Annotated in this window: 14 protein-coding genes; all 14 read right to left on the bottom strand. The window is 45.6% G+C overall.

Annotated elements, in window-relative coordinates; all coding sequences use genetic code 11:
• Positions 1-269: 269 nt before the first annotated feature.
• Positions 270-605 (bottom strand): hypothetical protein, encoded by a 336-nt coding sequence (locus NFS18_RS09435; protein WP_251389808.1) that lies wholly within the window; start codon positions 603-605, stop codon positions 270-272.
• Positions 595-792: a hypothetical protein gene (locus NFS18_RS09430; RefSeq protein WP_120409851.1), complete on the bottom strand. Its 198-nt coding sequence runs from the start codon at positions 790-792 to the stop codon at positions 595-597. The genes NFS18_RS09435 and NFS18_RS09430 overlap by 11 nt, the downstream gene beginning before the upstream one ends.
• A gap of 468 nt (positions 793-1,260) precedes the next feature.
• The gene (locus NFS18_RS09425; protein ID WP_251389807.1) at positions 1,261-2,115 is read right to left on the bottom strand and encodes a hypothetical protein; all 855 of its coding nucleotides are present in this window, start codon (positions 2,113-2,115) and stop codon (positions 1,261-1,263) included.
• A 25-nt stretch (positions 2,116-2,140) separates the two neighbouring features.
• Positions 2,141-2,896, bottom strand: coding sequence for a restriction endonuclease (locus NFS18_RS09420; RefSeq protein ID WP_251389806.1), 756 nt, complete (start codon positions 2,894-2,896; stop codon positions 2,141-2,143).
• A gap of 18 nt (positions 2,897-2,914) precedes the next feature.
• On the bottom strand, positions 2,915-4,267 hold the full coding sequence (locus NFS18_RS09415) for an AbiJ-related protein (protein WP_251389805.1): 1,353 nt from the start codon (positions 4,265-4,267) through the stop codon (positions 2,915-2,917).
• Between the two features lie 116 nt (positions 4,268-4,383).
• Entirely contained in the window at positions 4,384-5,718 is a 1,335-nt protein-coding gene (locus NFS18_RS09410; RefSeq protein WP_251389810.1) for a recombinase family protein, read from the bottom strand.
• Entirely contained in the window at positions 5,663-6,943 is a 1,281-nt protein-coding gene (locus NFS18_RS09405) for a recombinase family protein (RefSeq protein ID WP_251389804.1), read from the bottom strand. Before NFS18_RS09405 ends, NFS18_RS09410 begins: the two co-directional genes overlap by 56 nt.
• Positions 6,934-7,350, bottom strand: a complete 417-nt coding sequence (locus NFS18_RS09400) for a recombinase family protein (RefSeq protein ID WP_251389803.1) — start codon at positions 7,348-7,350, stop codon at positions 6,934-6,936. Before NFS18_RS09400 ends, NFS18_RS09405 begins: the two co-directional genes overlap by 10 nt.
• Before the next feature lie 172 nt (positions 7,351-7,522).
• Positions 7,523-9,049 carry a glucosaminidase domain-containing protein gene (locus NFS18_RS09395; protein ID WP_251389802.1) on the bottom strand — a complete coding sequence of 509 codons (1,527 nt, stop codon included), beginning with the start codon at positions 9,047-9,049 and terminating at the stop codon, positions 7,523-7,525.
• 47 nt (positions 9,050-9,096) lie between these two features.
• Entirely contained in the window at positions 9,097-9,504 is a 408-nt protein-coding gene (locus tag NFS18_RS09390; RefSeq protein WP_251389801.1) for a phage holin family protein, read from the bottom strand.
• A 98-nt stretch (positions 9,505-9,602) separates the two neighbouring features.
• Positions 9,603-10,091, bottom strand: a complete 489-nt coding sequence (locus NFS18_RS09385) for an RNA polymerase subunit sigma-70 (protein ID WP_251389800.1) — start codon at positions 10,089-10,091, stop codon at positions 9,603-9,605.
• Between the two features lie 75 nt (positions 10,092-10,166).
• The gene (locus NFS18_RS09380; RefSeq protein ID WP_251389799.1) at positions 10,167-12,080 is read right to left on the bottom strand and encodes a DUF859 family phage minor structural protein; all 1,914 of its coding nucleotides are present in this window, start codon (positions 12,078-12,080) and stop codon (positions 10,167-10,169) included.
• Between the two features lie 27 nt (positions 12,081-12,107).
• Positions 12,108-12,665 carry a hypothetical protein gene (locus NFS18_RS09375; RefSeq protein WP_251389798.1) on the bottom strand — a complete coding sequence of 186 codons (558 nt, stop codon included), beginning with the start codon at positions 12,663-12,665 and terminating at the stop codon, positions 12,108-12,110.
• Positions 12,666-12,677: 12 nt separating this feature from the next.
• Positions 12,678-14,486, bottom strand: coding sequence for a hypothetical protein (locus tag NFS18_RS09370; protein WP_251389797.1), 1,809 nt, complete (start codon positions 14,484-14,486; stop codon positions 12,678-12,680).
• Between the last annotated feature and the right edge of the window lie 11 nt (positions 14,487-14,497).

Raw genomic sequence — 14,497 nt, 5'->3', positions numbered from 1 at the left:
AGTTAAAAAGAGTCCATACCCTAAGAATCCGACAAAGTATGGACTCAGCTTTGCATAATAACTTACTTTTCATAACCAACGCCGCCTTTTTGGTTGGTTAAAGCGATTACTTTGCAATTTGACATAGGTGCGTCCTCCTTTCGCATAGATTTAGCCACTTTGTCAAGGTGGCTATGTAAAGGATTCATGGCAATAAAAAAAGCCGACTGGCTGTTTTTTAAACTACACCAATCGGCTATGTAAAAATCTATTCTGTTTTATTCTCTGCCTTATCTGCTCTTACATGATATAGCTTCCCTTATTCTCTCTGTATCCCATTTTTCTGGGAACAATACCGCCATAATATGAAACGCATCTATCAGCCCTGCGATATACGCATGAGTGCCGTATTCAAAATCCTGCTTATCCCTGCAATCTATAAGATGCTGACAAACTTCCCTTTGTTTCTCTGTCAAATCAAGCTGATTAAAGGCATCCTCTGCACTTCCCTCATTATTACTGTCCTTTTGATAACTTGCGTCAGCCTGTAACAGTTTCAATACAGATTCGTCTTTTAGTTTCTCGACTGCTATCTTCACCAGTTCTTTAAATTCCTTATCGCACATCACTTCCCCCTGCCAGTTCTACCCTTAATTTTTTTATAGGTGCATGGATAACCTTAAAAATAATTTCGTCAACGCAGTCTGTATATCTGCCCTGCTGTATGAGTTGATTTTTCAGCTCTACAAGGCTATGTAACAAAATGCTCCGCTCCTCACTATCAACATATAAGTGATTTTTCTTTTCTCTCATAAATTTCACCGTCCTTTTTGCTTTTATTATATAGACAGATACCAGTATATTCAAAGATGCAAATGAGCGAAAAAATAAGCGTACCACTATCTCTAATGATACGCTTATCCCATTCAATTTCTAAGAGCCTGTTGCCTATATTTTATCGGCAGGGTGTACACTACATAGACACGTTGATTGCGGAAAACCTTTATTTTCCGTTTGTGTTCCCACACCCGATATCAACTACCACCGAAACATCAAAGTAGTTTTTGAGGTGCTTATTTCGGATTTTTTCACCCTCCGAAGTGAACATGAAATGCTTCGCAAAGTGCCTAAAATAAAGGATTTCTACGAGGTTTTCCTTTGTATCGACACAATAGTCTCCACATGCGGTGAAAGTTACTTCTTATACTAAATAGCGAAACCGTCACCTATTGCGAAAAGGTTTATACCCCACTTGGGGGGGGATACCTCTCACCCCACCAGTTAAAAGTCAATATCAGTATGCTTATTTTTCAGCTTGTAAAATACAATTATTACACTGGTATAATATTGCATCATCCAATCATACCATATTTCCTTGCTATAATCGCTCTTTTGATCGGCACGATTATGGCGAATATTATAACCGTTAACTATCCCAAAAATCAACTTATCATGTTCATTTTTAGGAACTTCATACTCAGCATTTAAAATATCTTTTACTTCTTCACGTTCGCTTTCTAAAATATCAGCAAGAATATTAATAGCTTTCTTTTTCTGTTCTAAATTGGCATCAAAACGATAATACATTTCTGTGGCTGTTGCTAATTGCTCATATACTGAATCAGGTAAATCAGAACCATCATATTCTAACTGCTCACGCAATGCATCGTTAGGCATTTGCATTATAAATCCATTTGTTGGTTCAAGATAATACCCCTCTTTATACGCACGTAAGATATTATTAATCTGTTCTGCAAATTCTGCCTTTTGCGCTTCATTTTCAAATTCATCTGTTTCATAGTTATAAACACCAATATGGTCGTATAAAATCTCAATCACCGAAAACAATGTCTGTTCATCATATTCTTCGAGATATTGCCAAATTGGCCAAACCTCTTTATCCTGTAAGCGTGTTGCAAAATACACTTCTGGCGACGGCAACAAACTTGGTGGTAAAACCTGCTCCGAATCCTGCGTATATGGAATTTGTCTCCATACTCCCCTTGTAGCCACTTCGAAATACTCTTTATCACAAAAATATTTATGTACTTGTCTGAAATACTGTAATAACTCATCAAAATCTATCTGTAGTTGCTTTGTAAGTAAACCATGTCTTTCTGCGTAATATTTTTTCATATTTTTCTATTCTCCCTATGGACAACTAAAAATTGCCTTGTTCATTTTGAATACTATTTTCCATTAATCTAATCAAATCATCAATATCAAATAAATCTATCAATGTTTTCTGTTGCTCTGCAAATCTCTGAGCATCTTCTGTAAAATAGGAAGACGTCACGATAATTGCCTTATTTGCCCTTTCCGCTGTTTGCACACCATATAAGGCTCGAACAATATCAACACCTATTTTATTCATTTCATTATACCTTTTACATTCAATCAAAAACATAACAGGTCTACCTAAGATACTTTTTGTTGCAATGATGTCTTTCCCGCCATCTCGTGTTTGAGGTGTTAAACGAGTTTGAAAACCTTGCCTTTTAAACATTTCTTCCACGACCTCTTCAAATTCCCTAGGAGTAAGCTGATATACAAATCTCTTATCATTTAATATCCTATGTATATTTTCCTCTACTTGTGGCAGAAATGAAGCTATGCTTTCTTCATCGAATTCTACCTGATATACAATCCCCATGTTAGGTTTCTCAAGAAATTGTCCACCATGTATTTCATTATCTTCATAATTGAAACAACCTACTGGATATTCATAACCAGAAATTCTGTATTTTATATTGTTTCCACATTCTTCACAATCGCATTCTTCATATATGTCATACACGATTTCTGGACCCATTTGTCTTTCATATGAAGATATTTCTGCATCCGGATACTCCTTCTTAATGACGATAATGTTTCCGCATTCTTCACACTGTATAATTACATCATTTAATAGTTCCATGCACATTGCCTCCGTGCTTTATATATCAATTTCATATCGCTCAAATAGTTTATCAAAAAACTCACATATCACTTGCTTCGCATTGGTCTTATTCAAAAACTCATATCCTCCAAATCGATATACCTCATATCCCTTCAACCGCAATGCTCTATCATCTTTTACCATTTCGGCATATAATGCAGGTACTGCCTTTCCATTCTGAGAGTAGTGTTGCTGCCCATCCAATTCAAAAACAATCTGTATTCCTCCCGGTAATAACATCAAAAAATCCATTCTCTGATGTGAGTATACTACCTGCCCTTTTCTCTGGTATTTGCTACGAGGATCATAATGCAAATATACTTGTGGAACTAATGCAGGAATGTCTTTCTTTATCGGATGACGATAATGGTTATAATATGCTCTAAAAAAGATTTTTTCGGGTTCTGAATCCAGAGACGCTTTTAACCTGCCATACAATTCCAACTCCGGGTCGCCATCATTCTCTATGTTATTCTCTTTGTTATTCTCTTTCCACCATTCGATCAAAGTATTCCACTGTAGTCCATCTGCTCCTATCTCAAAATTATAAAACAAACAATTGTCAGTATCCCCTATCAATCGCAGTTCATTACTAATTGAATTTTCAATAGTAATATCTGGTTTTTGACCGACCGGAGCAAAAATGAGGTTTTTTAATTCACCTTCAACAATTCTTCTTTTTCCTATACTATAATGTGGAACTCCGGATTTTTGTGAACTGATATATAACTCATATCCATCTTCCTTAATTATTCCATTTATACCTTGAACATACTTTTTCTGTTCATCGCCTTCTCTCACCTCTGGTTTTACCAAACACTCTAAAAATTTGATAAAAATTTCATCGGGCAGATATTTAACCTCTAATCGATTTGTAAGTAATTCCTTATAGGACATGGTTTTATCATATTTTACTGCAGACATAATTTCTTCTCCTACAGTCGTTCCAGTGAAAATATCTGGAATTTCCGACATATCCCAAATAAACGAGAGGAAATCGTCTAATTTCATTTGCCCTTCCATATCGCTTAAAGAATCCAAAAAATCAACAATTCGTCTTCTTGTCACAAACGAAAAAACTAATTCTGTATCAGCCAAATAAGGCTCCATAGTTTTTATCATTTCTGTATTTTCAAATTCTTTAACTATTCTCCTTGCCAACTTCCAAATATCATCATCTGGCAACTTATTCAAACCACTCAATACATATAACCGCTTACTATTCATTGGGTCCAGTCCTGCATCCGGTTCAATTCCATATGCATTACAGACTCCCCCCAAGTCATAAGCCTTATATTCACAGGCAAATTGATTTGCAATTACATTTCTTAATTCATCAACTTTCCTCATTGCTGCCTCCTTGGTCTAATATTATTATTTTACCATATCACCTGTTTTTTTACCATCTGCAAAAGAACAAGAAAAAAAGCCGATCAGGAATCACAACTCCCAATCGGCATCTTTTCTTACTCCTCTTCATTTTTACACTCAATCTCCGTTCCGTCCAGGAACACCACCAGCAATGTCCCATCCTCAAAGACCTTGATGTGATCCAGTGTCTTCAGCATGAAATCTGTATCCATCTCCGTCAAAGGCTCCGCCTCGTCCGTGTATTCTATGAACCTCTCCGCCCGGTAACCTGCCAGCAGATTCTCCCCCTGCATCTGTTTCTTCCAACGCTCCATAAAAGCCTCCCGGTTCTCTACCAGAGCATTCCATGCCATCAGATAAGCCTTTACCAGCGTTTCTTCCTCAACATGGCGGTTGTCACACCCCATCACACCCTTAACCTTATACCTCTCACTGCACTGCCATATTTTCCGGTCAAAGCCCCTACTACTTCGCCAGCCCTTCCGCGCAAAAACCTTATTACAAGTTCCGCAGACTATTTTTGAAGCGAATGGATTGCTTTCTGGTCGGCGGGAATAGGAGTTTGTCCCATGCTCCTCCAAATACCGTGTTCTTCTCTCTATTTCCATTTGAACACATTCCCACATTTCCGGCTCTATGATTGCTTCATGGTCATCTTCCACATAATACATCTGGATTTCCCCCTGGTTCTGTGTTCGCTTCTTAGATAAAAAATCCACAGTATAGCTTTTCTGAAGCAGCGCATCCCCCTTATATTTTTCATTGGACAGCATACTGATAATCGTGGTCGCCTGCCAATTGAATTTTCCATCCCAGCTTGGCACCCTCTCGCGTTCAAAAATACGCTTGATATAATCCGGTGTCTTTCCATCTAAAAATTCCTGATATATCCTCCTCACGATGGGAGCCTGCTTTTTATTGATGACCAGTTTTCCTTCCTCATCATTGTCATACCCAAGAAATCTCTTTGTGCTCATCTTGTGTTTTCCCGCTTCAAACCTTCTGCGGATTCCCCATGTGCAGTTCTCTGAAATGGAACGGCTCTCATCCTGTGCCAGTGAGGAAAGTATGGTAAGCAGCACTTCTCCCTTTGCATCAAGGGTATTGATATTTTCTTTTTCAAAGATAATCCCAATGCCCAGGTCCTTCAGCTCCCGCACATAGTTCAGGCAGTCCAATGTATTCCTTGCAAATCGGGAAATGGACTTGGTAATGATCATGTCAATTTTTCCTGCCCTGCAGTCAGCAATCATCCGGTTGAACTCATCCCTCTTTTTGGTGTTTGTACCGGAGATACCTTCATCCGCATAGGTTCCTGCATATTCATACAGAGAATTCTTACTGATATAGTTCGTGTAATAATTGACCTGATTCTCATAACTTAATAACTGTTCTTCTTGGTCGGTTGACACCCTGCAGTATGCCGCCATTCTCAATTTCCGCACAGTCTGCACTGTTCCTGATTCCGCAGTCAAAATCTGCTTTGGTGGTATAACAGTAACGCTTCTTGCCATTTTGAATTACCTCCTCAACTACTGTCTGTTCCGTAATATTTAATCCTGCAAGGGCGGTATCATCCACCCGGATGCCTTTGCAGGCTTTCTTTCCTTTTTCAATATAGATGCTGCACAGCCATTGAATTTTTTTGTTGTAAACCTGCCTCCTGCGAAGCGTTTTTCCACAAAATGGGCAAATCAGCATTCCGCTTAACGGATAACGGTTCTGGAATTTCCCGGTGCCATCCTGCCCGATATTTCTTTTCTTTTTCCGGTACTCCCTCATTTCCTGAACCTGTTCCCATATTTCTGGCAAAACAATCGGCTCATGGTTCTCAGAAATGTAATAACTTTGTACCTCTCCCCGGTTTCTCCGTGTCACATTCCGCCGCGTAGGAGGCGTGTAATATTTCTGCAAATGGAAATCACCTTTATATTTCTCATTAGAAAGCATTCCGCCAATCGTTCCGCTTTCCCACTGGCCATCTGTCATGGTTTTGACACCGAGAAAATTCAGCAGATCTGAAAGCCTGCTGCTCCCAATATTCATCAAGTAGAGGTCAAATAACAGCCGGACAATTTCTGCTTCCTTCCGGTTTATTACCAAATCCCCGTACTCGTTCTTGTCATATCCACAAAAGCGCGTGGTGTTGATCATCACCTCGCCACGCTCAAATTTCTTCTTTATGGACCATTTATTGTTCTCACTCATACTCCGGCTCTCTTCCTGTGCAAAAGAAGCGAGGACGGCAAGCATCATCTCACCGTCCCCTGAAAGAGTGTTTATATTCTGTTCTTCAAAAAAAATACCGACACCTAAGTTTTTCAGTTCCCTTGCAAACTTCAAAACGGTGACGGTATTTCTGGCAAATCTCGATATGGATTTTGTAATGATAAGATCAATCTCTCCTGCCCTTGCCCGCTCCAGCATTTTCTGAAACTGCGGTCGGTTTTCGCAATAACCGGAGATGCCCTGGTCTGCATATACACCGGCAAATTCATATTCCGGATTTCCTTTGATTAATCTTTCATAGGTTTCTGTCTGGTTTTCCAGTGAATCTTCCTGTCTCCGGCTGTCAGTTGAGACTCTGGCATAAGCACATACCCGCTTTCTCTTTACCGGTGATGCCGGAATCTTATTGATAATCTTTACCTGCATATCTCATCACTTCCTTCAAAATAATTCTGTACAAACTGCTGTATTCTTTCAAAAATACCCGCTGCATCCTCCACCTTATCTATGCACACCACTTCTACGTTGTTCTCACTACAGGTCACCATAAATTCCATAAATTGCCCCCAATTTCTGGCAATCGTGGAAGCCTTCACGGAAACTACCACATCAATCTTCTTTGCAGCAATCTCCATTTTCAGACGGTTGAATTCTTTTCTGTCCGGATCTGTTCCTGAAGCCTCCTCAAAAAATATCTGTAAATCCCACTCCTGTTTTCCGTATTTTTCTTCCAGCCGTTTCATTACATCGTCCAGATACTTTTCATAATCCCTGTCCCGATGATTTACCCGGCAGTAAAATGCCACTCGATTGACTCTTCCTGAAATCACCATGTTAATAGGTACTCCTTTCTTTTTTGGTAGTCTATCTATCACTCTAAAGCCCCTAAAAGTCAAGCAATTCCATCGTTTCCACCCCACCTTTTTTCACTCTTTCCAAACTTGTACCACGGTAAAAAAATCAGCCAGACGGAGAACAAATATCCCCGTCCGGCATTTACAAATCCTATGAAATTTTAGAAACGTAGTCTAAAGAAATCCATCCGTCACGATTTTCCTGGTATGCTTTCAGAAGCCCCCACCTAGAGGCACCGGGGCCATCTGCCTCTTCCACTATGGTAAAAATACCCTTGCCTGTGTACTTCCCGGTCTTGGCCTTATCCGTACCGGGGCCTTTGCGGATATTCAGATCAAAGGCAGCCACCTTCACCAGATAAGGCTGAAACGCTGTCTGTTTTCCGGTGTAGATATTCTTACCGGATTCATCGAACACAGAGTACCCGGCATTCTCATCCGCACATTTCTTCGCATTGGCAAGGCTGCGGAACGCCCCCTTCTGGGACACTGCATCTGCCCAGGTCTTACGCACCCGGTACCAGACTTCCGTTTCCCCAACATTCGCCACGTCATACTGCGTCAGTTTCCAGCGTTCAATGATGGAGCAGAGGTTCTCCACATAAGCCGGGGAAGTGGCATATCCGCCATCCTTAATGATATGCACCGCTTTTTTGTAATCGGTGCAGCCTTTCAAGCCGTCATAGCGCAGCTTACTTCCGTTCTTTGCGCCAAGCAGATAAGCGGAATGGTCTGCGATAGACTTCTCCACAGAAGGGTACTTGCGGAAGTCCGCTGTCACCGTCACATATACACCATTCTTATACTCCTGCGTTTTCTTGGTATAAATGGACTTCCCATCCCAAGCAGAATCGCCCCAGGTATTCCCGGACAAAGACTTCTTCATGCCGAAGCAGTTATTGGCATTCTGCGCCAGCTCGGATTTCCCATAACCGCTTTCCAGAATGAACTGCGCCAGGGATACGGATGCCAAGATGCCGCTTTCCTTCTGGTCCTTCGTAAACAGTGGCCCTACCCTGGCGATCACATCCGCCTCGGAGAGATTTTTGAGGGAAGATGCCTGCAGGCCGTAAGCACCCGTATCGTCAGAACTGCCGGAACCGTTCATCTTTGCTTTAACAGCCCTGCGGAATCCGTCCATCGTGTAGCCCATGCCGAGCCCGTTCCACAAATGCTCCGGATCCCCATGGTTAGAAGCAATGCCCCGGCTGTGTCCTTCCCTGTGGCTGATAATCACGCCATCGGCGGTCGGATTTAAACTGTACTGTTTACACAGCATGGCAAACAGCTCCACAGCCGCCTCGTAGGTTCTCTTTGCCACAGCTTTCGCGGCTGCTTTATCCGAGCAGGTAAAGGAAGAACCTCCCGTGTAACGGATGCACGCCGGTTCGCACATCTCGACTCCGATGTGGCTGTTATTCCCGCTCCCTTTGCTGCCGGAACCGCAGTGCCATCCTCTGTGGTTCCACGGGAGGGTCTGGTACACCGTGCCATCGCTGCCGTCAATAAAGCCATGCACACAGGCATTGTTATAAGACGGGCTGTTCCAGGAACTGATAAACACGGATGCCTTTGGCTGAGGGCAGCCCACGGAATGGAGCATCAGCCCCCTGACCGTGATCTTTCTTCCTGCCGTATAGCAGGGGTTCTTTGTCAAAATACTCTGCACTAATTTCATAATCCTGTCCTCGCTTTCTAAAGAAAAAAGCACCGGAAACCCGATGCTTACTCTTCCCCTTTTCCGTCTTTCAGCTGTTCCAGCACATCTTTGAGTTTCTGCGGTACCGGCAGGCCGATGACCGATGCGTTTTCCAGAATGCTGATGCCTTCATTCGATAAATAGAAGAAGATCACCGCCGTGCGGATGACACTGCCGTTCTGGATCACATGCGTGTCCACGATATGCCCCACTGCCACCAGTGCGAAGATGACCACCTTCTTAAAAATCCCATGAAATCCAACCTCGCTGGACAGCTCCTTTTTCAAGACTGCAACCATGACTCCTGTCAGGTAATCCACCACCACGAACACGATCAGGGCATACAGGAATCCGTCAAACCCTCCCATAACAGCTCCGACCGCCCCTCCAAGTGCCGCAAATGCATACTGTGCTGCTTCGATAAAATTTTTCATGCTCTGTTCCTCACTTTCTTTGAAATATTTTGATATGAAAAAAGCAGCTGCCATACTGGCCGCCACTGATCTCCTTTTTATGTGCCATACGGCACTTTCTATCCAGCTTGTGTATTAGAGCTGATGTATTCCTCCCGTCCATCTTCCTCCCGCCAGAAACGGTCACGGATATAACAGGCATGGGAACAGTATCTGCGCCCCCTGTTCCCATAAGAAAGAAATTCACTGCCGCAATAAGCACAAGTTTCTGTATAAAAAGATTCTTGTCTCCGGTTGATTTTCTCCGGATGGCGCTTCCACCATTTCCTCCTGCACTCCTCACAACAGAACTTTTTCTTTCTTCCTGTAGAGGGCTGCTCCAACTTCTTACCACAGTTCTGGCATTGGTTCTCCTTCCCTTCCACCCCGTTTTTCTGAACTGCCTCTGTTTTTCCTGCATAAATAGCAGCTGCGTATCCATCCAAGCCATTCCTTCTGCAAAAGCTTCTTACCGTATCACGGGGGATTCCTGTTTCAGACGAAATATTCCGGTATCCAATCCCTTTCATCCTCAGTTCCCTTATTTTATTTTGCTGTTCAGCTGTCATCCCCCACTCCTTTCCGCCACATTGCGGCACAAAAAATAGACTTCCAAAGAAGTCCTTGCTGTTTCCTTTATTTCATTAAGCCGTCCGTTTCCACATATAGCAGACGATATACGGCTGTAAGTTATTATGGGCTCCGCCTCCTCCTGTACTGGCATTACTGCCTTGTGCAGTAACAGTATGAGTATGCGCCCCTGCACTTCCTGTAGGTGATGTACCACCTGCGCCAGACACTCCCGCACTATGCACTGTATAGGTGCTTGATCCTGATGCCCCATCCCCATCACGTCCGACTTTATGGGTGTGCGCCCCTTTGCTGCTTGTTGTAGCAGAACTTCCGGTAAAAGTGTGGGTATGCGCAGGCATCTGAGCTGTCGTCAATGTGACTGTTGCCGCACCGCCTGTCTTTTCCACCGTGTTAAAGTTGCCATCCGCCGTATTAATTCCCACAGGCACACGCCCTGCGCCCCAAGCAACCCAGGTGCCCCCAAAATAAGCAGAAGGGTTGGTGGCATTGACACTCATATAGATGCTTCCCACCGGATACATCGTTTTGATAAAGGACTGGATATAATCTTTTAAAAGTTTCCCATACACCCGGACATCCCAGTCCTCAGAAACCTCAAAGGCATTATCCACCTCCGACACTTTCCCGACTGCCACGCCCTTTCCGCCACGTTTAAAATCCATGACCACAGCAGCCGTAGAAACAATGTCCTGGATGGCAATGGTAGTGAATGCATCCGTCAAAGTGTATTTGATATCGTAAGAAGTCTCTGTGGAAATCATACCGCCGCCAAACGTAAATGCCGTACCGGAGCTAAAAGCGGCACTGGCATTCGTCCACGCAGTATCCGATGCTTTCTTATAATAGGTGGCACGGGTGACGGTGTTTTTTCCGCCGCAGGAAGCGTAGGAATAAGAAACCAGCCCCCGGATATAGGTGCCGTCATCATTGGCAGTCCCATTACTTAGACATCTCTGCGACAGATAACTGGCAAAGGAGGGCGGGGAATAGGCCACCACGGAAATCGTTACTGTGGCCGTCGCTGACACACGCCCCCTGGAGTCTGTTACTGTTGCCGTAAACGTGATGGAGCCGCTGCTGTTTAAGAAACCTGTGGTAAAACTGGAGGCCGTGCTGGTGTACCCTCCGCCTGTAATGGAATAGGAAGAAACCGTGGAGCCGTAGCTTCCTGCCGCCCCATTGATGGTCAGTTTTGCCTTTGATTTCGTCTGCACATAAATCCCCCATGCGCTTGGCACATCTCCGTCCACCCTTACCGCAGTCAGGCTCGTAATCGTTGGTTTGACCGAGGCCGGAACGGTCAGCGTCAGCGTACAGGTTTTGCTTCCAATCTTCGTGCTGCCATTATAGGTGGTACAGGTGATGGTGCAGGTCCCGGTCACCGCCTTTGGTATCTGGCTTGCCAGGGAAACCGGCGGCGTCCACGATACCAATGTGGCTGTTGTTTTTGTAGCAATCGTTCCGTTCGCACTTCCAAAAGTATAGGTCAGCGTATGCGTAAAGGAAGAAGATGCACGGCTGATGTTAATCGTGGATGCGGAACCCATCGTGGCATTGGTAGCGGACACACTGGATGCCCTCGCAATGGAATCCAGCGTGATCGTGGCACTGGCTGTAATGGACTCATAATACGTGCCGCTTAATGTCGCGCGGATATAGAATACCGCGCTCATATTCAGGCTCTTCGTCCCGTCACTGGCATGGCTGACCGTCTGTGTAACAGTGCCGAGCAGCGTGGTCCCCGTACCGCTGATTGCCGGGGATGCATAGTTCTGTGCCGTGCCATCAATGGTCAGCGTATTATCCGAACGCCCATAAATGTTTAAATTCCAGTCATTGACCAGATAGGCTTTCGCTGTGATGGTGCTGGTGTTTGCCGATATATTTTTCGTCTGTGTCCAGTCCACCCGCAGCACATAATGGCCGCTGTGGATGGAGCCGGAAAAGCTGCCGCTTGCTGCCATGCCCTGTCTCCTCCTTCCTCATAAACTTTAACCAACCGGGTCACGCCATTTGATCGACAGGTTCCCATTAGCCCTGGGAATGAAATCAAACCATCCCCGGCTCTCATTGCCCAGGGACAGCTTGTTCCGTATCTCCGCATTGGTGATAACAAGGCTCTGGTTGGAGATATAGGCAATCTTCTGCCCGTTCTCCTTAAAGGCCAGTTCTTCATTGGAAAGTTCCGCCGTGAACGCATTCCCCACCTTGCCAAGTTCAATCAGCGCACCTTTAAACCGGATATACTCCTCTAAAAGCGTCTGGTTCGCAGACACGTTGTTAATGATCTCATTGGTGATCTGCGTAAAGTCCATACGGATCTCACTGCTGTTCTGTGTAATGCTCGCCTGAAAATCCTGCTGGATGCTCTCCAGCTCCGACTTGGCAAGGTAGGTCTCACGGACAGAGCTCTGTATCTGCTCCGAGGTCTTGGTGATCTCCGAGTAGCACTCCCGGACATTGACCTTTAACGCCTCCACATCCTCCACGGCATCCTCATACGCCTGCACGTTCTGGAAGGTATGCTGGCAGATGGTCAAAAGCGCCATGCCGCCACCCCCTTAGTTGGAAACGTCACACTGCAGGGTGGCAATGCTGTCGATGTCATCCGCAGAAAGGTAGATGACCTTTCCGGTCTTGCCGAATGCTGTCTCTTTCCCGTCCTTATCCTGCTTGTACCATGTGTAGGTCAGCTTCTGTTTCTCTGTTGCCGCAGCCCATGCCGTCCCGTTGTATTTCATCAGCGTGACCGTTTTTGCTGTGTGGTCAATCTTATACCAGAACATGCCGCTTGTTGGTGTGGAGGGTGCTGTCTCGCTGATATTTCCGAGCAGGGCATCCATTTCCTTCTGGTTGGTACGGACGATCACATAAGGAACCAGGCCGCCGAGGTTGTTCTTGACCGTGAATCCTCCAATGGAAAGCATCTCCGACACATAGGGGTCAGACTTATCTTCCACTGTAATCACATCCACATAAGACTTGCCGCCATAAGTCATGGTGCATTTATAAGACTGGATGTTCACCACATCAGCCCCGGAGACCGTCAGCGTGTCAGAAGTGGCTCCGCTGATATCCGTCCATTTCCCGGCAGAATATTTCGCCCACTGGTAAGTTGCCCCCGTGGTGATCTCTGTCGCACCGCTGTAGGCCGAGGTCGCAAGCACCAGGGAGCCGGACTGGTTTAATACCACTGTACCGTTGGGCGCATAAATGGAGAACACCACCGCACTGGCCCCGTTGCTGCCCTTATTGGATTTCGTCCAGGCGAATTTCTTCACCACGCTCTTTTCGGAGATGGCAAAGGTCAGGTCAATGGTGCCGTTGAGCACCGATGCGCCGCCAAGGGTAGCATTCGCGGCAAAGGCAAGCACCACAGAGCCTGCCGCCGATGCGGTCGCTGCCGTATTCGATTTGACGGTTACGCCTGTGGGCAGCGTCCCCACAGTGCAGGAACAGGCAGTCTGCGTAATTCCCACATACCCGGTAAAGGGGATCGTTATATCCAGAGCGGTCTGGACCGCCCCGCCTGTGGTGCAGGCCACATTCTGCGCCTCATTTCCGAGGATAACAGACAAGCCGCCGGAACCGGCCTGGCCGGGCTTTCCCTGCTCCCCGTCATACATCTTCGTGATGGAGATGGTATCGAATACATCCGCATCATCCGTCACCAGCTTGATCTGTGCCACGTTATTGAAGAACACCGCATGGGCAGGCTTCACCACCAGTGTGCCGCCGGTGATACTGGTGTTATCCGAAGTAGTCGGGTAATCTGTCCATACACCGGAACCATTCAGGTACTGCCACTTGCTGACCGCCACCCCCTGCACCTGCGCAGTAAGTGTCGCCTGGGATGCCCCGACCAAAGCGGAACTGGTGTTGTATTTGAACACGTAGGTGTCCGCGGTCACATACGCCAGCTTCGCATTCTCCGCATTCCTGACCAGCGTGTAAGTGATATCCGAAGAGATATTCACCGTGTTCTTTGTTTCGGAATCGTAATAACTGATGTAGCAGATATAGGTGATCATGCCAGAGGAAGATGCGGAGAGCTTATTCTGGCTCACCGTCAAAATACCGCCGGACACAGTCTCACCTGCGGAAAGGGCGGACTCTGCGCCCGTGCCGTCTTTCCGTTTCCACGAAATCGTCAGCCCGGATGCATCCAGCGCCACGTTGGTCTGGTCTAAGAAAATAACCGGGGTGAGCACCAGATGGTTTGCTGCCCAGCTCGGCGCATAGGCGTGGGGCAGGGTATTCGGGTCCTCACTCTGCGTCTTTGGCAGGTTCGATGTGATATAGGCCGACAGCTTCCGCTGGTCTGTGATGTCCACGAAAGTCTGCTGGCTGGATGTTAAGATAGTAGGCATTTGTGTTCCTC

Origin of the sequence: Mediterraneibacter agrestimuris, from assembly GCF_943193195.1 — a bacterium.
Lineage (GTDB): Bacteria > Bacillota > Clostridia > Lachnospirales > Lachnospiraceae > Schaedlerella > Schaedlerella agrestimuris.
Note: the sequence above shows the minus strand (reverse complement) of the source record. Positions and strands in the feature narration are given on the sequence as shown.